At 67.0% G+C, this 21135-nt stretch carries 9 protein-coding genes and 1 pseudogene; 3 read left to right on the top strand and 7 right to left on the bottom strand.

The window, feature by feature from the left end; translation table 11 throughout:
• From IE302_RS42890 to dxr, 3 genes and pseudogenes are all read right to left on the bottom strand, one after another.
• A pseudogene (locus tag IE302_RS42890) lies at positions 1–629 on the bottom strand (flavodoxin-dependent (E)-4-hydroxy-3-methylbut-2-enyl-diphosphate synthase); the annotation flags it as partial.
• 118 nt (positions 630–747) lie between these two features.
• Positions 748–1989: a M50 family metallopeptidase gene (locus IE302_RS33740; protein WP_191258497.1), complete on the bottom strand. Its 1242-nt coding sequence runs from the start codon at positions 1987–1989 to the stop codon at positions 748–750.
• A gap of 3 nt (positions 1990–1992) precedes the next feature.
• Positions 1993–3198, bottom strand: coding sequence for a 1-deoxy-D-xylulose-5-phosphate reductoisomerase (dxr, locus tag IE302_RS33735; protein WP_191258496.1), 1206 nt, complete (start codon positions 3196–3198; stop codon positions 1993–1995).
• A gap of 95 nt (positions 3199–3293) precedes the next feature.
• Between dxr and IE302_RS33730 the strand changes: the two genes are divergently transcribed.
• Positions 3294–3563: a DUF2631 domain-containing protein gene (locus tag IE302_RS33730; RefSeq protein ID WP_191258495.1), complete on the top strand. Its 270-nt coding sequence runs from the start codon at positions 3294–3296 to the stop codon at positions 3561–3563.
• A gap of 12 nt (positions 3564–3575) precedes the next feature.
• Here the strand turns inward: IE302_RS33730 and IE302_RS33725 are convergent, their stop codons facing one another.
• Positions 3576–4193: a hypothetical protein gene (locus IE302_RS33725; RefSeq protein WP_191258494.1), complete on the bottom strand. Its 618-nt coding sequence runs from the start codon at positions 4191–4193 to the stop codon at positions 3576–3578.
• Positions 4194–4423: 230 nt separating this feature from the next.
• Here IE302_RS33725 and IE302_RS33720 point away from each other — a divergent pair, with 230 nt between their 5' ends.
• On the top strand, positions 4424–5104 hold the full coding sequence (locus IE302_RS33720; protein ID WP_191258493.1) for a peptidylprolyl isomerase: 681 nt from the start codon (positions 4424–4426) through the stop codon (positions 5102–5104).
• 17 nt (positions 5105–5121) lie between these two features.
• Here IE302_RS33720 and IE302_RS33715 read toward each other — a convergent pair whose 3' ends face one another.
• The 3 genes from IE302_RS33715 to IE302_RS33705 form a co-directional block, all read right to left on the bottom strand.
• Positions 5122–5592, bottom strand: coding sequence for a hypothetical protein (locus IE302_RS33715; protein ID WP_191258492.1), 471 nt, complete (start codon positions 5590–5592; stop codon positions 5122–5124).
• A 3-nt stretch (positions 5593–5595) separates the two neighbouring features.
• Entirely contained in the window at positions 5596–14853 is a 9258-nt protein-coding gene (locus tag IE302_RS33710; RefSeq protein ID WP_191258491.1) for a LamG-like jellyroll fold domain-containing protein, read from the bottom strand.
• Positions 14854–15027: 174 nt separating this feature from the next.
• Entirely contained in the window at positions 15028–16962 is a 1935-nt protein-coding gene (locus tag IE302_RS33705) for a tachylectin-related carbohydrate-binding protein (RefSeq protein WP_191258490.1), read from the bottom strand.
• A 561-nt stretch (positions 16963–17523) separates the two neighbouring features.
• Between IE302_RS33705 and metH the strand changes: the two genes are divergently transcribed.
• The gene (metH, locus tag IE302_RS33700; RefSeq protein ID WP_191258489.1) at positions 17524–21132 is read left to right on the top strand and encodes a methionine synthase; all 3609 of its coding nucleotides are present in this window, start codon (positions 17524–17526) and stop codon (positions 21130–21132) included.
• Positions 21133–21135 lie beyond the last annotated feature (3 nt).

The following is a 21135-nucleotide window of genomic DNA, read 5'->3' as shown; positions in this document are numbered from 1 at the left end:
TCGCACTGCTCGGCGAGGATCTCGTACGCGCGCACCATGACCACCGGGTCGTTGTGCTTCACGGAGATCTTGACGTCGTAGAAGTCGTGCTCGGCGAACAGCGACGCCTCCCACAGCGCGGACTCGGCCAGCGCCTCCGGGGTCGCCTTGCCGTACTTGTCCATGATCCGCTTGTCCAGCGAACCCGCGTTGACGCCGATCCGGATCGGGGTGCCGTGGTCCTTCGCGGCCTTCGCGATCTCCTTGACCTGGTCGTCGAACTTGCGGATGTTGCCCGGGTTCACCCGGACCGCCGCGCAGCCCGCCTCGATCGCGGCGAAGACGTACTTCGGCTGGAAATGGATGTCGGCGATCACCGGGATCTGCGACTTCCTCGCGATCGCGGGCAGGGCCTCGGCGTCGTCCGCCGACGGGCACGCGACGCGCACGATGTCACAGCCCGCAGCGGTCAGCTCGGCGATCTGCTGCAGGGTCGCGTTGACGTCCGAGGTGAGCGTGGTGGTCATCGACTGCACCGAGATCGGGTGCTCGCTGCCGACGCCGACCGGCCCGACCTGCAGCTGTCGGGTCTTGCGACGCTCGGAGAGGACGGGAGGAGGAAGCGCTGGCATACCTAGAGCGACAGTCACGCCGTCAAGCGTACCTACCCCGATCGGCGGACATCCACGACGTCAGCCGTCACGGTGAGCAGCATTACCTGGGCAGCCCAACAGCGCTGACAGTGCGCTCCGTAACCGCGCTTCCCCGTCACTGGAACAGCTTGACCGGATTCACGATGTCGGCGGTGACGGTGAGGAGAGTGACCGCGCCACCGATGAAGACGAGCACCATGGTGACCGCGGACAGCTTCGTGTAGTCGACCGGACCACCCGCCGCCTTGCCCCGCAGCTTCCGGAACCAGTCCCGGACCCGCTCGTACCAGACGACCGCGATGTGCCCGCCGTCGAGCGGGAGCAGCGGCAGCAGGTTGAACACGCCGATGAAGAAGTTCAGGCTCGCCAGCAGGAGGACGAAGATCTCCCACAGCCCGCGCTCGGCGGCCTCGCCACCGATCCGGCTGGCGCCGACGACGCTGACCGGGGTGTTCGGGTCGCGCTCGCCGCCGAAGATGGACTCCACCACCGCGGGGATCCGCGACGGGAACTCGATCAGCCGCTTGGCGGTCTCCGAGAACATCGTGCCGGTGAAGCTGAGCGTCCCGCCGATCGCGTCGACCGGACCGTAGGTCAGCAGCGGCGGCGCGGTGTTCTGGACCGGCGAGGCGCCGATCATGCCGACGTCCTTGACCGTGGTGTTGTTGGACCCGTCGGCGACCAGCCGCTGCACGCGCGGCACGTCGACGGTCAGGTTCACCTGCTGTCCGTTCCGTTCGACCACGAAGGGCGTCGGCCCGCTGGCGACCTGGACGGCCGCGAGCATCTCGCGCCAGGTCTTGATCGGCTTGCCCGCGACGGACACGACCTTGTCGCCCGCCTGGAGGCCGGCGGTCTTCGCGGGCGTCGGGGCGCCGGGCGGGCAGGCCGTGTCGTTCAGCTGCTCCACGGTGGTGGCCGCGCGGGCACAAGACGTGGCGCTGATCACGGCTTCGGTGGGGGCCGCCTGCGCGGCCGGGTTCGGCAGGCCCATGGTGACGGCCATCAGGTAGAGGATGACGAAACCGAGGATGAAGTGCATGGCCGAGCCCGCCGACATGACGACGGTGCGCTTCCAGGTCTTGAAGCGCCACATCGCGCGCTTCGACTCCTCCGGGGTGACCTCGTCGAGCGCGGTCATGCCGGCGATGTCACAGAACCCGCCGAGCGGAATCCACTTGAGGCCGTACTCGGTCTCGCCGCGACGGAAGGAGAAGATCGTCGGCCCGAAGCCGACGAAGTAGCGCCGGACCTTCATGCCGAAGGCCTTCGCCGCCCACATGTGACCGGCTTCGTGCAGCGCGACGGACAGACAGATGCCCAGCGCGAACAGCACGATCCCGAGAATGAAGACCACGCGCTACTTCCCCTTACCGATCAGCGCACCGGCACGCGCGCGAGCCCAGCGCTCGGCAGCTAGTACGTCGTCCACGTCGCGAGGTTCACGACGCCATTCGTCGGCGGCTTCCACCACCTGGGCAATAGTGTCCACAATCGAGGTGAAGCCGGTGTTCTGTGCCAGGAAGGCGGCCACCAGCTCCTCGTTCGCGGCGTTGTAGACCGCCGGGATGCAACCGCCGACGGTTCCGGCGTGCCTCGCCAGCTCGACGGCGGGGAACGCCTCGTTGTCCAGCGGCTCGAAGGTCCAGCTCGCGGGCTTGTCCCAGACGCACGCGGCCGCGGCGCCGGGCACGCGGTCCGGCCAGTGCAGGGCCAGCGCGATCGGCAGCCGCATGTCCGGTGGGCTGGCCTGGGCGATCGTCGAGCCGTCCACAAAGGTCACCATCGAGTGGATGATCGACTGCGGGTGGACGACCACGTCGATGCGCTCGGTCTCGATGTCGAACAGGAGCTTCGCCTCGATCAGCTCCAGTCCCTTGTTGACCAGGGTGGACGAATTGATCGTGATGAGCGGGCCCATCGACCAGGTCGGATGTGCCATCGCCTGCTCGACGGTGACGTCGGCCAGTTCCTCGCGCTTGCGGCCGCGGAACGGGCCGCCCGAGGCGGTGAGCACGAGCCTGGCGACCTCGGACTCGCGTCCGGCGCGCAGGGCCTGGGCGATCGCGGAGTGCTCGGAGTCGACCGGGACCAGCTGGCCCGGTTTGGCCGCGGCCAGCACGAGCGGCCCGCCCGCGATCAGCGACTCCTTGTTGGCCAGCGCGAGCGTGGCGCCGGTGGCGAGCGCGCGCAGGGTCGGCGGGAGTCCCTGGGAGCCGGGGAGCGCGTTGAGCACGACGTCGACCGGGGTGGCGTCGATCATCTCGACGACCGCGTCGGCCCCGGCGAAGATCCGCGGGAGCTTGAAGTCGCCGCTGGAGTAGCCGCGCTTCTGCGCCTCGGCGTACAGCGCGAGCTGCAGGTCTTCCACGGCCGTCGGCCTGCTGATGGCGACGGCGTCGACCTGGTGCGCCAGGGCCTGCGCGGCCAGCGCGGCGGGGTCGGAGCCGCCCGCGGCGATGCCGGCGACCCGGAACAGGTCCGGGTTACGGGCCGCGACGTCGAGGGCCTGGGCGCCGACCGATCCGGTCGAACCGAGCACGAGCACACTTCGCGAGGTAGTCATCGGGGCTCATTGTCGCGCGGGGCCCGTCGGGCGCGTGCAGCCAGGTGTGGGATCATTCGCGAGCAAGCGGACCATCGGGTTTTGAGGAGTTGATCGTGGCGAGCAAAGCGGTCGAAAAGCGCGGCCGGGTGGGCGTCGACACCGTCGACCCCCGCGACGAGCCGTCGGCCGAGTGGGGCTGGCACGGTTCCTTCCCGAAGGCGACGCGGATCGCGGGCTGGGTGTGCGCGATCATCCTGCTGGTGATGCTGTACGGCAACCACCACGGCTGGACCGAGAACCTGTGGCTGATCGGGCTGTCCCTGCTGATGATGTTCGGGCTGGTGCTCGACATGCGCAAGCAGCGCACGGCCTGGCGCAAGTAGTCCCGTCACGGCTCAATGGCCCCTGTCCACTTCGGTGGGCAGGGGCCATTCGTCGTTCCGGGCCCAGAGTTCGCCGACGATCTTGACCGCGTCGTCCGCCTCGATCCCGTAGCGGTGCCGGTACTTCGCCGCCGGCCGCTGGATCGCCGCGGCGACGTCTCCGATCGCGATCTCGTTCCAGGTGCCGTTGGGGAAGAACTGCCGCATCACCGCGAGGAACCGGCCGGTCGCCCAGACCGGGTCGGTCCGCTGCTCGAAGCTCCCCCAGCTCGCGCGCTGCTGGAAGAGCCCCACCGAGTCGCCGAGGCCGCCGTCGAGGTTGGCGATACTCGACTCGACGATCACCGTCGCGATCGCGATGGCGGCCGCGCGCTCGTTGTACCCCGATCTCCGGACGGTCTCGACGACCGCTCTGGCGCACGAGGTGTTGTACGAGTTCATGTAGCCGCGCATCTTCGTGGCGAGCTGCTGGTTGAGGTCTTGGGCGACGTCGGTGTCGTCGGCGGACGCCCCCGTTTGGGCGCAGGGCAGGGCGATGTGCTCGACCTGGTCGGGCCGTATCTCGTTCGGGGGCAGCGGGGTCAGGCTGACGGTGGCGGCGAGGTACAGGGCGGCGAGCGAGCTCAGCATGTGCGGTGGCCGTTCGGTGCGGGTGGTCGTGAGTGGCGATTCGTGTTCTAACCCGAATCGCCACTCACGACCACCTGGACCGATGCCTCACCGCCGCCCTCACCCGGCCGATGTACATGAAGGCCCCCTTCCTTGCGCCTATCGCAAGGAAGGGGGCCTTCATGTATTCGGGCGCACCGCCCGCGTGAAGCGCTACCCGACGACCACCCTTTTGGGTTAGGTTCCCCCTCATGAAGCTGCGCTGGGGTGTCACCGCCGTCGTCTCCGCTCTCGCCGCCGTCCTGCTGCCCGGGGTAGCCGCGACCGCACCCGCCGCCTCCGCGGGTTCGCTGCCGATCGTGCGCTGCGAGTTCACGCCGACGCCCGAGAACCCCGCGGCCCGCCCGGTCCTGCGGCCGCTGCCCTTCGCACTGATCCGCGGCACCATCGACGTCACGTTCCGCTTCAACTACGGCCCCGTCACCGTGCGCCTGAACCGCGCGGGTGCCGCTCCGTGCGCCGCGCACAACCTGGCGAGCCTCGCGCTGCAGCGCTTCTACGACCACAGCCAGTGCTGGCGTCTGACGAACTCGTCCCGCCTCGGCGTCCTGCAGTGCGGCGACATCTACGAAGCCGAGAAGGGCGGCCCGGGCTACAAGTTCCCGGACGAGGTCGACGGCACCGAGACCTACGAACGCGGCACCATCGCCATGGGCAACCAGGGCCCCGGCACCAACGGCAGCGAGTTCTTCATCGTGCACTCGTTCGCGAACATCCCGAAGAACTACTCGGTGATGGGCAAGGTCGTGCGGGGTATGGACGTGCTGGACAAGATCGTGGCCGCCGGGATCATCCCGACGGACCCGAACGGGCCGCAGGACGGGCTGCCCGCGAAGCCGGTGAAGATCCAGAAGGCGACCGTCGGCTTCTGAATCTTCACCCGCATCACCTACTTGTGATCCGCCGAACTGTCGTCACATGACGACCCGTTACGAACTACCTGAAGTAGCTCTTTACCACTCGTTGCCCCAGACCGCGCAAGGTCGAGCAGCACCCCAAAAGGATCATTCTTTCTTTCAGGCAGCCTCTTGGACTCGTCGATAACGACTCCACCATGCACGACAGCCGCAGCAGCGACTATCACGAGCGACAGAAGCTCACACAGTTCCATTCCACGTGCGCCGCCTTCTGCGGAAAGAATCCAATTATCTCCAGGAATGTCCGCGAATTCCGGTGTCATCACAATAACAACGGCCGACGCTTCATTCCCCCATCGAAAGTTCCACAGCCTTCCAGAGTCATACTCGACAACAACTTCAAGATCAGACGGAATAATAGTGCGCATCATCAACTTGACAACTCGCGCTATTGACGCCACATTAGGCTTTTCAAGGCACCATGCCTCATATTCGTATGACATCAATCACCCCGGCAGCACCAGCCAGCCATTAGCCGTCTCGATATAGATTGACTTGATCGTACCCTGACGCGGCATATCGCGCAAAGGGCCACCCTTTGCGAAGTCAATCATTCTCGACAGATCAACATTTTTCGCTTCAACATAGAGGTCAACGTCGCGATAGCCCGCTTTGCGCGCAGACTCCTCTGCCTTTGAAGCGTGCCGGAGGACACCGGCCGGCTTGTCTCCGGTGTACTGCTTCAGGCTCACCGGCGCGCCATCCAACCAGCCGTCGATACCAGGGAACTTCTTTGTTGTATTTCCAACCAAGTTCCCACCCCTGAAGCCGGTGATTGCTTGCGCTTGCGCAAACTCATGCGGCTCCAGAGCATTCCTCGTAACGCTGGGGGGTACACCCGCCGTGAGTTCGCCGATATTTTTCAGCCCAGTCTTTCCGGCTTTGGCCGCCGCCGCACCCCACCCGAGAAATGGAATCGCCGCGGCCATCGATATTCCGGCATTCAACGCATCCCCGTCATCGGCGTACCACGCCGCGTTCCAGAGATCCGCGACCTCACCGAGCACAGGGATATTACCCAGAATGTCGAGCACTCCATGCCCGAATTCGGAAGGGCTGTCCGACTTGCCCAACTGCCAGAGCATGCCGGCCAGGCTCCCAGGCGGAAGGATCGTATCCAGTACGTCGGAGATGGACGGGAAGCCGCCACTGTTGTTCGACTTGCTGGCTCCGCCCAGTTCCGACGGCGGCAACTGGTTGACGCTCTGGACGATCGGGCCGTCCCCGGTCACAGCGTTCGTGATCTTGTTGACGTTGTTGTCCGCGGCCGCGCTTCCACCGACAGCGATCGCCGGGAGATGCGGGCTCGGTGACACCGGCGCGATGGCACCGCCGCCACCGTAGACCGGCTGTGCCACTGCCTTCGGTACCGGCAGCGGGTTGTTCTTCGCTGCCTGCTGAGCAGCAGCCCTGTGGTCGATCACCGGAACGGGCGTGCCGCCACGACCTGGAGTACCGGTGGCTTTTCCAGGACCGCGACCGATGCCTGATCCCTTCTTGCCAGTGCCCTTGCCGGGGCCGAGACCGGATGGCTCGCCAGGAGCGTTGGGCGCCCAGTTGCCGCCCGACACGTCGTCCAGATAACTCCCGTTGACCCGGATCCCCCCGCTGGACAGCCCCAGCTGGGCCGGCGGGGCAGGCGGGCCGAACCAATCGCGAAGCTTCGGCGCCACCACTCCGCAGAAGAACGGGGAAACCAAGCATTCAAACCAGGAATGCCCGTCCGGGTCGATTCCGTTCATCGACGCCGCGTTGCCGTAGGTGTACCGGTTCGAAGCGACCGACGGGTTGCTCGGCAGCGCGATATCGTCCCGCGCGGTGAACGTGCCCGTCCCCGGCGAGTACCACCGAGCACCCATGTCCACGTTCCCGCTGTCGGGATCCGTGTAGTCGGATTGATACCCGAGGGTCGAGGTCGACCCGGTCGAGCCGAGCTTCTTCCCGAACGGGTCGAACGTGGTCGATCCGCTCAAGCCACCGGCCGGATCGAGACCAGCGACGACATCTCCGTGCTGGTCGGTCACCGCGACCTGCGACACCCCGGCCGACGAACGCTGGCCGAGCAGCTGACCGCCGGTGCCGCGGGCGAACTTCGCCGTGCCATCGGTTATCAGGTCCAGGCTGGTTCCGTCGTAGCCGAACGTCTGTCCATTGCGGACAGACATCCGGTCGAGGCCGTCATATCCGAAGGTGTTGGTACCTTCCTTGACCGCCCGGTCGAAGGCATCGAACCCGGACTGCACGGAACCACTCGCGTCGGTCCTCGACGTGAGCGTGCCCCGGGGGCTCCACGCGAAGGTGGTCGCCCCGTCGGTCAGCTGCCTGTTCCGCTCGTCGAACGTGGCGGTCTTGTCGCCGGACTTGGTCCGGTTGCCGGACTTGTCCCACGAGTACTCGGTCTTCTCACCGCTCGCCGTCCACGACGTCATCCGGCCGGCGAAGTCGTAGCCGTAGACGTTGCTGCGTGAACCTTCCGGACCCGACGTGTTCTTCGTCGTCAGGCGATCGTCGAGGTCGTAGCCGTAGGCCACGCCTGCCAGCGTCGAGTTGTCGGCGGCCTTCAGCGTGTCGGAGGACATGCGGCCGAAGTCGTCGTAACCCAGTGTCCGGACCCGCCCCGCGCCGTAGTCGATCGTCCCGACACGGCCACCCGCGTCGTAACCGATCGCCTGGCGCACGCCGGTCAGCCCGTCGGTCTGGGTCGCGAGCCTCCCCTTGTCGTAGGTGAAGGACGACGTTCCAGCGGTGTCGACACGCTTGGCCAGACGCCCTGAGTCGTCGTATTCGTAGGTCGACACCCCGGTCGTCGGGCCGGTGCTGGTGAGTAGCCCTCCCCTGTCGTTGTAGGTGAAGACCTTGGCCCCGCCGGGCGAATCGACACTGGTCAGCCGGCTCGCGAGGTCGAAACTGCGCTTCCGTTCCGTCGTCGGTTCCGAAGCACCGCCACCGGTCTCACCGGTCAACCGGCCCAGAGCGTCGAACTCGCGTACCCGGGTCACCCCACCCGGTGCCAGCAAGTTCGTGGCCTGGCCATTGAGGTCGTACCCGGTGGTCCACGTCCGGTCCTTGGGCTCGGGGTGAGCCGCGGTCACGGGTTCGATGGCGGATTCGGGCAGTCCCAGCGAGTTGTAGGTCTGGATCGTCGCGTTGGCCCGGCCGTCGGTGATCCGGGTCCGCTGTCCGGCGGCGTCGTAACCGAAGCCGGTGACGATCGAGTCGGTCGCCGAGACCTGTTCTTCCTGCCGGGTCATCCTTCCCTGCGCGTCATAACCGAATTTGACGGTGTGACCGTAGGGATCCGTGGTCGACAGGCGGTTCCCCGCCGCGTCGTAGCTCGCCGACGACTTCCGCAGGATGCGCTCGCCCGGGTCGAGATCGAAGCTGCCGGTCGGGCGGCCCGCCCCGTCGAGGCTCGTGTACCGCGTGTTCCCGGTGCCATCGCTGGTGCGAACGCGGTTACCGGCCAGGTCGTACCCGAACTGCGTCACGACGTTCGCCGGGTCGGTGGCGTTGATGCGCTGGCCGAGCGCGTCATAGCCGAACCGGGTGATCTCGCCGGACGGCGAGGTCGTCGACTTCAGGTTTCCGGCGGCGTCATAGCGAAGCTTCGTCGTATACGCCGCGGGCTGCGGGTACCGCTCCAGCTGGGTCGCGGTGATCGGACGTCCGAGATCGTCGTAGGTCGTCTCCTGACGCGAACCGTTCGGGTCCGTGACGGAGAGCCGATCGCCGGCGTTCGTGTAGGAGTACTTCCAGACACCGCCGTCCTGATCGCCCGCGTCAGCCCGAGGGTCGACCCGCTCCAGCAGCCTGCCGAGCTGGTCGTACCGGAACCGGGTGACGGCGCCCTTCGGGTCGGTGGAAGCGATGACCTTGCCGGCGGCGTCGTACTGCGTCCTGGACACCGCCTTCGCCGTCGTCGTTTCCCCGGGTTTGCGGTAGTCCGCTGACGACGAGTCGGTGGCCCGGCCGAGACGGTCGTAGGTCACCGTGCTGACGTGACCGTTGGCGTCCCGCTTCGCCGTCGGCTCGCCGAAGGTGTTGAACCCGGTCAGCGTCTGCGGCCGCGAGCGCGTGGCCGGAGCGCCTCCGCTTTCGACGTCCACCGCGGGACCGGTCACGGTCGTCGCGAGCCCTGCGCTGTTGTACCCGAGGTTCGTGGTGAACGCCGCCGGGTCCGCGCCGCTGACGTTCCCTCGCGGGTCGGTGACCGAGGTGATCAGTCCCCGCTGATCGAACTTCCGGGTGGTCGTGAGCTTCTGCGACCCTCCATTGAGGACGGACTCGCTGATCTTCCGGCCGGCCGTGTCGTAGCCGTACTCGGTGCCCTCCACCCGTCCGGCGTCGATGCGCGAACTGTTCGAGCTGCGCCCGGTGTGGGTCACCGCGGTCAGGTCACCGGCGAGCGAGTAGCGGAACTCGCTCCGGTTGGCCAGCCCTTCCGGATCGTGGGTCTGCGCCGTCCGTCGCCCCGTGGAGTCGTATTCGTACGTGGTCGTCCCGCCGCCCTGCCGGACCTCCTGGACCACGTTCCCGGCGGCGTCGTAGGTGAGTTCGCTGAGCGTCACGTTCGTCTTGGGGCCCGAAGGGTTGTCCGGGTCCGCCACGTCGGTCGCGATCTTCTTCCGCAGCTTGTCGTCGGTGTAGTACTGATAGCGGGTGGTGCGTCCCACCGCGTCCGTTTCGCGGATCAGCCGCCCGGCGAAGTCGTAGGCGAACGACTTGAGGGTGAGCGAGGCCGTGGGGGAACCATCGCCTTCGCCGTCCCCTTCGCCGGTTCCGGCCTCGATCGTCCCGCCGTGCCAGCCGCGGAGGCGGACCTCCGCGATCGCGTTCCGGGCGGTGTAGGCGTACTCGTACTTGTTCCCGATCGGGTCGACCATCCAGGTGCGGTTGCCGAACCCGTCGTACCCGAAGAACTGCTTGCCGCCCTCGGCGTCCGTGACCTCGCTCGGCCTGCCGAAGCCGTCGTACGCCGTGCTGGTGACGCGGCTCGGGTCGCCACCCGTCAGGTCGAGGACCTCGTCGCGGGTCGTGTTCCCGTCCGCGTCGTAGTCGGTCTTCCGCTGCGCGGTGTGGGTGACCCCGGTGACCGGGTCGTTCGAACCCGGGCTCGTGGCGGTCGCCTGCCGGGACAGCAGGTCGTAGGTGAAGGTGGTCGTGACCCCGTTCGGGTTCGCTTCACTGACCTGAGTCTCGGTCTTCTTCCGCCCGAGCATGTCGTAGGTGTACTTCGTGGTCAGGCCCGCGGCGTTGACCAGCTCGGCCAGGTCACCGTTCTTGTAGTAGGAGTAGGTGATCTCGCCGCCGCGAGGGTCGGTCGTCTTCTCGATCAGTCCACTCGGGACGTTCCCGCCGCCGACGGCCGCTTCCGTCCCGTCGGTGTACACGTGCCGGACCACGGCGCCATCGGGCGTCGTCTGGGTCGCGAGCAGGCCGCGGCTCCACCCTTCGGTGTAGGTGTACGTCGTGGCGAACCTGGAGTCGTTCGCGTCCGCTGAACGGGCGTCGCGAGACGACAGGATCTTGTCGTTCCGCGCGTCCGTGACGTCATTCGGGTTGTAGTAGTAGCTGTAGTAACTCGTCTGGCAGTCACCAGGAGCGACCCGGCAGCTCTTGCGGGCGGTGACATTTCCTCGCGCGTCGTTGGTCAGGACGACCTGGTCACCCAGTTCGTCGCTGATGGTGGTCTGGAAACCCTTCTCGTCGTAGTCGTAGGTCCGCACGCCCAGACCCACCACCGGCCCGCCGACCCAGGTGCTGCCCCCGTTCACCGGACCACCGCAGAAGCCGCCCGTCGGTGGGCAGCCGGGCGTGGGTTCCGGTACCGGCTTGCCCACGTTGTCCAGCCTGTCCTCGGCTCGGATTCCCTGGCCGAGCGGCGCGACGGAGCGCAGGATGCGCCCTCGGGCAGGGTCGTAGTCGTAGAAGTGAAGCCGGTTCCCGGGGTCGGTGACCTGAGTCGTCCGCACCAGGTTCGTCGCCGTCCCGGTGACCACGGGTGAGACGAGCTTCCAGTTCCCGCCGTTCCGGTCGGTGAACTCGCTGAGCCGGTCCGCGCCGACGTCGTAGGAGAGCTTCGCGGCGACCCGCCCGCTCGGCAGCGTGATCTTCGAGAGGTAGTCCGCGCCCGCCTTCGCCTGGAAATGCGAGAGAGCGGCGGTCTGCCCGAGGGGGTACTCGTAGAAGGCGACCTCGTCGATCAAGCCGGAGAAGAACCGGCGCGGCTGGGTGCCCCAGCCGGGCCACGAAGAGGGCGGCACCGTGTAGGCGGCACCGATCTGGTTGAAGGTGATGTCGTCATGCTGGATCTCGCCGGCGGCGGTACCGACCTTTTGCCCGTCCAGGTACAGCGTCTGGGTGGCGAGCGAGCCGGAAAGCACCACGTGGTGCCATTGATCGTCGTTCACCGGCGCCGAAGTGGTGATCGGACCGGCGGCACCGTTCCAGAACTGACCCCGCAGCTTGCCGTCCGTTCCCACGTAAAGCACGGGAACGGCGCCTTGCGGCGTTTCGTCGATCCGGGCCTTCTGATATCCGAAGAGCGGACCGCCCTGAGTGGTCTTGAACCAGAGCTCGATCGCGAGGTCGCGGTTCTTCTTCACCGTGCCGTCCGGCAGGGTGATCACCGAGGACGTCCCGTTGAAGGACGCCGCGGTGTCGCCCGCGTTCGCCAAGGGACCCGGCTGGCCGAGCCCCACGTCCTTGTAGGTCCCCTTGTCCTTGCCGAGCTTGGTCTGCACCTGGCTGTTCGCGTCGGCCCCGGCGGTCTCCCCGAGCCGCCAATACGACGCGGGCCGCGAATCGACGACCGAGCTGCGGTAGTGCGAACCCGAGGTCTGTTCGTAGCCGGTGCACCCGCCGTACGGGTCGCAGACCTTGGTCAGCTTGTCGCCGTCGTAGGTGTAGTTCCAGGTGAGCTGTTTGCCGTCGATCGGGTCGGTGCTCACCGAGGTGACGTGATTCCCGGTCCACTTGAAATAGAGGATCCGGTCACTCGTCCTGCTGATGACGCGTTTCAGGTGGTCGACCGTGCCGTAGTCGAGCTCGATGTACCGGCCGTTCTGATCGTGAACGGTGATCAGCCTGCCGTCGGGGCGGAATCGGTAGACCGTCGCCGACCTGTCGACCAGCATCCACCCGCCGCCCGCGGCTTCGACCTCGGCATGGAAGTCCATCTGGCGTCCCTCGGGCGCCGCGTACGTGCCGTCGGCGTTCCGCCCGAACCGGATCTGCTGGCCGTCGGAATAGGTGACGACGACATTGCCCGAGCCGTCGTCATCCGGGACGACGCGCATGTCGTAGCGCGTGGACCAGCCCGCGCCGAACATCAGGTCACGCCGCGGGTCGAGGCTGTTGTAGGTGCGGGCGACGCTGAGCTCGGGCCCGGTGACCCGGACGGTCGCGTCCACGGCGCTCGAGTAGTAGTTACCGGTCTGCGGATCGAAGTCCGTCGGGCCGCCGCTGTAGGGCGCGTTGGCCAGGTGCGACGTGATCTCGGGCTGCGGCACCGCGGTCAGCAGGTGGCTGGGCGGCAGCTTCTGGCTCTCGGAATTCCCGTCGAAGGCGAACGCACGCCATTGGTAGTCCTTGCTCCACCGCAAGGCGTTCTTCGGAACCGTCCACGTGCGCTTGTCGACGTATCCGGAGTCCGTGCACGAAACCCCGGTCAGCGATCCGTCGGGATTCTGGCGGTAGTTCTCGCAGATTTCGAACCGGTACTTCAGGCCGTTGGTGTTCGGCGCGTCCACGTCGACGGCGTCGACCCACAGCTGCGGGGTCAGAGTCGGTGCGGAATAACCGTTCGGCGGATACTGCGCTTTGACCACCGGGGGTACGTCGATGACCCGCATCATCAACCTGATCGGCGGGATCTGTTCGTCGGTGAACCAGGCGCCACCGCGTCGCAGCATGCTGAAGTCGAGGATGTAGTCCCCTGGATCGATGGCCTTGATCTTCGCTTCGAGCGTCACGGACGCGCCACGGGGAACGTCCCCGGCCAGGGTCGCGGCCTCGACGGACGCCACCGGCTGCCCGTTCGTCTTGAAGGCCCGGTAGCCCAGTGCGTACGTCGGCCCGGTCCAGGTCTCGGCACCGCGGTTGGTCACCGTGATCTTGATCTTGCCGTCTTGGATCTTGGTGACCGGCGGATCGATCACACCGGAGTCCACGCGATATTCGGCGTCGTAGATCGAGTGCGTCACATAGAGGACCGGCGGGTTCACCGTGCGGTGACCGGCGAACTTCTTCCAGCCGAAGGGATCCGTCTCGGACGCGCGGACGCTGAGGCCGTAGTTCGCTTGCGCACCGGTGACCCAGCGCTGCACCAGGTCACGCCCGGGAACGCCGAGATTGATCAGCTCGTAGGCCGCCGGGCAGCTGGAGCGGGACTGTCCGCGGCCGACGTAGCCGTGTGCGAACGACGAGTCCGTCAAAGCCGGGCCGACAGCGGGACCGGGGAATCCGCCGCTGCTGCCCCATGGCGCGACGACGGGATGCACCGACAACGGACGCGGCTGGCAGGACCACGACCAGGAGTTGGCGAGGCTGAGATAAGCGCCGAAGATCTTGTGGTTGCGCAAGCGATCCTGCACGCCATCGAAGGCGAGGTAGCTGGCGGCCTTGATGCTTCCGGTCGTGCCCGCCTTCAGCTCGGAACCTCCGTCGCCGCGGCTCCCGTTCTGGACGACCATGCTGTTGTTGGCCTTGCCGGTGTCCACACTGGGGTCGACCTCGACCGGGTACTGCCGGGCCGGATCACGGAGCCAGGCCGAGTCGAGATCCACCTGGAGCGCGGGGCGTCCCTTGTGCTCGATGAGCCGGTAAGTGACACCGTTCGAGGTCGCGAAGTCGCCGCTGGCCGGATCCTGGTTGGCATCGTTCATCACACCGGGCGGAATCTGCGCCACTTCGTGACCGTTGTCGTCGGACAACGAAACCCTGCCGTCGACGATGGCGGGCTTCAGGCCGGTCAGTTTCAGCGGGAAGATCCAGCTGTGCGGCGCGTCCGGCGACTTGAGGACCAGGGTTTCCTTCACCCCGCCGGGGAAGACGTCCAGGCGGAGATCGGATTCCGGCCGGACCGACGGATAGGTGATGGTGCTCCCCGAAACCGAGCCCGCGGAGTCCGCGACGCCGTCCACCGCGTAGCCGAACTGGCGATGCTGATCGACGATCACGTTGACGACCGGATCCTTCGCCGCCGAGGGCGCGAATTCGACCCCGACGTTGTCCCCGGCGTTACGCCATCCCGGCTTGCGGCCGTTCGGCACGATCGTGGTGTCGATGGGCTGGAACTTGCCGTCGGCGGTCCGGTAGTTGACGTCTTCGCGGCTGAACTCGGTGGTCTGAGTGCCGTCGGTGTTCGCGTACGTGCGTTCCTTGGCCGTGCGTTTCTCGGGCAGTTCACGGCTGGTGGCCTTGTCGAAGCCCTTGACCTCGCTCGGGCCCTTCTCGACCCGGACCTGGTTGCCAAGCACCGTCTCGGTGCCCCCGCCCACCTCGGGGAACTTCGACTGCAAGGACTTGGGTCCGACCGCGTTCGGCGTGCCCTGATCGTCGTCGTGGCCCGAGGCGGAACCTGTCTTCTGTTTGGGCGACAAGGCCATCGCCTGTGCCAGCCGTTCCGCCGCGTCGGCCGAGCCTGGTGTCTCGTTGCGCGCGGCGGGGCCGATCACCCCGGCCAGCAGCGCGAGGACCGTCACGACCAGTAAGGATCGCGACGGCAAGGACTTTTTGCGCGCGCTCGAACCGCGACGAGAGAACATGGGGGAACCACCTAAGTCGGGGAAAGGAAGTCCGGCTGGGACGAAGATCTGTCCAGGCGTGATCGTGCGAACCCGCCGAAGCGGTTTCGCACGATCACGCCGAGGTGTCTGTCAGATGTTCGGTTTCGGCGCCGGCCCGCCGGTGAAGACGGATCGGGGCGTCTCGGCCGACCGTGCGACCGCACCCGGTGTCGTGGACCTGTAGATGTACGAGATGCCATCCAGGTCACGGAAAGTGGCGATGACTCCGCCCGCACCACGGGTCACCATGGCCGGGTCCGTCGCCGTTTGGTACGACGCGCCGGTACGCGAATCGGCGAGCCGTGCCCAGGCTCGATACGCGCCGCTGCCCGGGGCCTGCTGCTCGGTCTGGTAGACGAAACCGTCGTTGGCCCGCACCGCGACATGGACGATGCCACCGGAATCCATGGCCACCGCGGGCGTTCCATTGGCCACCACGCCGGAAAGCACCTTCCAGGTGCCGGTGAAGCCGTCGGCCGTCTCCCGCTGGGTCACGACACTTCCGTCGGACTGGATGGCGAAGGCCTGGAGGTTGTTGTCCGGATTGGCCACCGCGGCCGCGGCGTTCGTCCAGCCGGTCCCGGGAACCGTGATCCACGGTCCCAGCACACCGTTCACATAGGACGATTTGGTGTACGCACCCGAGGCGGTCCGGACGAGGAGGTCGATGCCGTCGGTATGGGCGACGGCGGTGATGTCAGAGCTCAAGCCCGAGGACGGGAGGACGCGCCACGGAAGCAGCTGCTTCGATACCGGGTCCTGATCGCGGCCCCAGAGCTTGCCCTCGGCATCTGTCGCGAACAGCGAAAGAACGCCGTTGCGCTGGGCCGACACGGCCGGCCCCGGCATCCAGCCGCCGGCCCCGGCGGCCGAAGGCCAAGCGGTCGTGTTGGGCGCCTGAGCGCTCGTCCTGGTCTCGCTGTCCTTACCCAGCGCGGCGACCCGCAGCGTGTCGTCCCCGCCGCGAACCGCGCTCGGCGTACCGACGTACTGCTGGTACCCGGGGACCGTCGCGAACTCGACGATCTCGGTGTCGTCGGTGCGCTGACGGCCATGGATCAGGCGCCCGAAGTCGTCGGTGTAGAAGTACTGGAACCGTCCGGACGCGCCTTCGATGACATTGGTGGCGGCGTTGGGGCGGGCGGGGACGGTGGGCCTGCTGGGCTGCTTGTTGTCGATGAGCTTGCAGTCGTCCGTCGTGACGGCCAGCTGCCAGTCCGCCCCGACAGTGCCGAGGATCTTGGGGCCGGGCACCCAGTTGCCTCCGCCGAGGTACCGGTGCCATTTAATCTGGCCGTTGTTCTTGTCGATGGCGTAGATGATGTCCCCGCCCGCGGCGGCGACCTGGGAGTTGAGCTGCCAGCCCGCCGTACTGACGACGGTGCCGTACTCGATCCAACGCTGGCTCGCCGCGTCGTACTGGAACCGGTGGAGAGCGCCCGCGGGCGTCCGCGCGTAGAAGACCCCCGCGCCGGCGCCGACAATCAGGTCGTACCTGGCCGTCGTCCAGCCGGTGTCGAGCAGCCGGTCCGTCCAGACCTTGGTCGCCTCGTCATAGTGCACCCAGGCCAGGATGTTGTCGTGCGCCCAGTAGAAGTCACCGAGTGAATCGACCGTGACCCGGTTGCGGTTCTCGGGCTGGGTCACGCCGTACCAACCGTTGGCGATGACCTGGCCGACACCGCCGTTCTCCCAGCCCGTCGCCAGCCGTCGCTGGCGCCCGACGTTGCCGTTGTCCTCGATCAAGTACACGCGGCCGTCGGGACCGGCCAAGACCTTGCCGTTCCAGGTGTTGCCGATCGTCGTGTTGCCCACCCACGAATTGGCGCCGGTCTCGGGCTCGTTGTGCCGGTCCAGCTGCAGGACCGTGTCCGGTTTCGTGAAGAAGACACCCACATTCGCCCGGCAGGTGATCGTCTCGGCGGCCGCGATCTGCGTACCCGCCGTGGCGGCCACGCCGGTGAGCGCGAGGGTGAACGCGGAGCAAAGAATCGCAGATCTTCGAACAGACCGTTTCTGGCGCATCAGGATCCTTTTTCGTGATGGTGAAAGTGATTCGGGCAGCATTGATCAGCTCCACCACGAAAATGCGATGGAGCCGCGAAAAACCCTGAGTGATTCGTTAAGACACGGCGTCGACTGACACCGCCTGGACATAACCGAAGATGCCTTCCGGTCTCCAACGACCGGGCAGCGTCCCCTCCCCTGAGCGCCAACCTCCGACATCGGCCGGGCTCACCCTCCCGCGAGCCATCCGATGATCACATCGGCACACCCAGGCGGCTGTTACCGAATATTTTTCACTTGATCCGTATGGTCCACATCCAACGGATGTAATCCCAGCTTGTGGACACTTCGTCCCCGGCGAAAGTGGCCACCGTCACGCCAGACAACCGCCTGAGCAGGGCACTCGTGGCCGACCTCGCCGTACGGGCCTGGACGGCAACTTCGAGTAACGATCCAGGCAGCCGATCCGGTACTCTGGTCGCCAAGGTCGAGAGGCGCTGCAACGGACCGCGGGGTCCGCCACGCTCGGCCCCGGACCTCACCGCAAGGGCGCCTCCCACGACATGGGAGGAGCGCTGGATGGAAACGACCGCCCTGCGAAAGCTGCTGGATGAGCGCATAGTCGTGCTCGACGGCGCGTGGGGGTCGATGCTCCAGAACGCCGGTCTCAAGCCCGAGGACTACCGCACCGAGCGGTTCCAAGATCACCCTCGTGACATCACCGGCGACCCCGACCTGCTGAACATCACCAGACCGGACGTCGTCCTCGACATCCACCGTCAGTATCTGGACGCCGGCGCGGACATCACGACGACGAACACGTTCACCGCCACCACCATCGGCCAGGCGGACTACGGGCTCGAGCACCTCGCGTACGAGATGAACCTCCGCGGCGCCCAGATCGCGCGTGAAGCCGCCGACGCGGCGGGCGGGAAGTTCGTCGCCGGGTCGGTCGGGCCGCTGAACGTCACCTTGTCGCTGTCGCCCAAGGTCGAGGACCCGGCGTTCCGCGCGGTGACCTTCGACGAGGTCTATGCCTCGTATGCCGATCAGATCAAGGCGCTCGCCGAAGGCGGCGTGGATCTGCTGCTGATCGAGACGATCTTCGACACCCTCAACTGCAAGGCCGCGATCTCCGCCGCCCGCGACGTCGCGCCGCATCTGCCGCTGTGGATCTCGGTGACGATCGTCGACCTGAGCGGCCGGACGCTGTCCGGGCAGACGGTCGAGGCGTTCTGGAGCTCCATCGAGCACGCCGATCCGCTGCTGGTCGGCGTCAACTGTTCGCTGGGCGCCGAGGAGATGCGCCCGCACATCGCCGAACTGTCCCGCCTCGCGGGCACGTACACGGCCTGCCACCCCAACGCGGGCCTGCCGAACGCGTTCGGCGGGTACGACCAGACACCCGACGAGACCGGCGCGCTGCTCGGCGACTTCGCCACGGCCGGGATGGTCAACGTCGTGGGCGGCTGCTGCGGCACGACTCCCGCGCACATCAAGGGGATCGCCGACGCCGTCCGCGGGATGGCGCCGCGGGTCCTCCCGGAGGCCAAGCCGCACACCCGGTTCAGCGGGCTCGAACCGTTCGAGATCGGCAAGGACACCGGGTTCGTCATGATCGGCGAGCGGACCAACGTCACCGGGTCCGCCAAGTTCCGCAAGCTGATCGAGGCCGACGACCACCAGGCCGCCGTCGACGTCGCGCTGGAGCAGGTCCGCGGCGGGGCGAACCTGCTGGACGTCAACATGGACGCCGACCTGCTCGACAGCGAAAAGGCGATGACCACGTTCCTCAACCTCATCGCCACCGAGCCCGAGGTCGCCCGGCTGCCGATCATGATCGACAGCTCGCGCTGGACGGTCCTCGAAGCCGGGCTGAAATGCGTGCAGGGCAAGGGAGTCGTCAACTCCATCAGCCTCAAGGAAGGCGAGGAGCAGTTCCTCCAGCAGGCCCGGCGCATCCGCGACTACGGCGCGGGCGTGGTCGTGATGGCCTTCGACGAGCAGGGCCAGGCCGACACCGCCGACCGGAAGGTCGAGATCTGCGCCCGCGCCTTCGATCTCCTGACCCAGCAGGCCGGTTTCGTCGCCGAGGACATCATCTTCGACCCGAACGTGCTCGCGGTCGCGACCGGCATCTCCGAGCACAACGGCTACGCCAAGGCGTTCATCGACGCGCTGCCCCGGATCAAGGAACGCTGTCCGGGCGTGCACATCAGCGGCGGTATCTCGAACCTGTCGTTCTCCTTCCGCGGCAACAACGTCGTGCGTGAGGCCATGCACTCGGCCTTCCTGCTGCACGCGGTGCGCGCGGGACTGGACATGGGCATCGTCAACGCCGGGCAGCTCGCGGTCTACGAGGACATCCCCAAGGATCTGCTGGAACTGGTCGAGGACGTGCTCTTCGACCGGCGCGAGGACGCCACCGACAGGCTGGTCACGTTCGCGGAAACGGTCAGTGGCAAGGGAACCCAGCGCACCGTCGACCTTTCCTGGCGCGAGAACACGGTCGAGGCGCGCCTCAGCCACGCGCTGGTGCACGGCATCGTCGACTACATCGAAGAGGACACCGAGGAAGCGCGGCAGAAGCTGCCGAGGCCGCTCGAGGTCATCGAAGGTCCTTTGATGGACGGCATGAAGATCGTCGGCGACCTGTTCGGGTCCGGCAAGATGTTCCTGCCACAGGTGGTCAAGAGCGCGCGCGTGATGAAGCGGTCGGTGGCGTACCTCGAACCGTTCATGGAGGCCGAGAAGGAGAAGGCCCGTCTCGAAGGCCGTGTCGAAACCCGCCAGGGCAACGGAAAGGTCGTCCTGGCGACGGTCAAGGGCGACGTGCACGACATCGGCAAGAACATCGTCGGCGTCGTCCTCGGCTGCAACAACTACGAGGTGATCGACCTCGGCGTGATGGTCCCGGCCTCGGTCATCCTGGACACCGCGGTCTCCGAGGGCGCCGACGCCGTCGGGCTTTCCGGCCTGATCACGCCGTCGCTCGACGAAATGGTCAACGTCGCCACCGAAATGGAGCGGCGCGGGCTGAAACTGCCGCTGCTGATCGGCGGCGCGACCACGTCACGCCAGCACACCGCCGTCCGCATCGCGCCCGCGTACGAGAACACGACGGTGCACGTCCTCGACGCCTCCCGCGTCGTCGGCGTCGTCGGTGACCTGCTCGACCCGGACCGCGCCGAGATCCTCGACAAGAAGAACCGCGAGGACCAGGAAGAACTGCGCGTCCAGCACGCGAACAAGCAGCGGACCCCGTTGCTGACGGTCGAACAGGCCAGGGCCAACCCGGAGAAGGTCTCCTTCGACGAGGTCCCGACGCCCGCGTTCACCGGCGTCCGGTACGTCTCGCCGTCGCTCACCGAACTGCGCGAGATGATCGACTGGACCTTCCTGTTCCTGGCCTGGGAGCTGAAGGGTAAGTACCCGGCGATCCTGGACAACCCGGTGGCGCGGGAGCTGTTCGACGACGCGAACACCCTGATGGACCAGATCATCGCCGAGGAGCGGTTCCAGGCGAAGGGCGCGTACGCGTTCTGGCCGGCGCACTCCGAGGGTGACGACATCGTCCTCGAGTCGGGGCTGAAGTTCCCGATGCTGCGCCAGCAGACCAAGAAACCGCTGGAGCGGCCGAACCGCTGCCTGTCCGACTACATCGCGCCGGCGGGCGCGGGCGATCACCTCGGCGGGTTCGCGGTCACCATCCTGGGTGCCGAGGACTTCGCCGCCGAGTTCGAGGCCAAGCAGGACGACTACCGCGCCATCATGGTGAAGGCCCTCGCGGACAGGCTCGCCGAGGCGTTCGCCGAGCACCTGCACCTCCAGGCGCGGCGGGACTGGTTCGAACCGGACGCCGATCCGAAGCTGGAGGATCTGCACGCCGAACGGTTCCGCGGCATCCGTCCCGCGCTCGGGTACCCGGCGAGCCCGGACCACAGTGAGAAGCAGGAGCTGTTCGACCTGCTCGACGCGGGCAGTTTCGGCATGGCGCTGACGGAGTCCTACGCGATGACACCGGCGGCGAGCGTCAGCGGGCTGATCTTCGCCCACCCCGATTCGCGGTACTTCACCGTCGGACGGCTGGGCAAGGACCAGGTCGAGGACTACGCCACCCGCCGCGGTGTCGAACTGTCCACTGTGGAGCAGTGGCTGCGCCCGAACCTCGCCTACGATCCCGAATGACAC

This window comes from Amycolatopsis oliviviridis, assembly GCF_014654365.1.
GTDB lineage: Bacteria > Actinomycetota > Actinomycetes > Mycobacteriales > Pseudonocardiaceae > Amycolatopsis > Amycolatopsis oliviviridis.
This window is presented reverse-complemented; position numbering and strand designations above follow the sequence as displayed.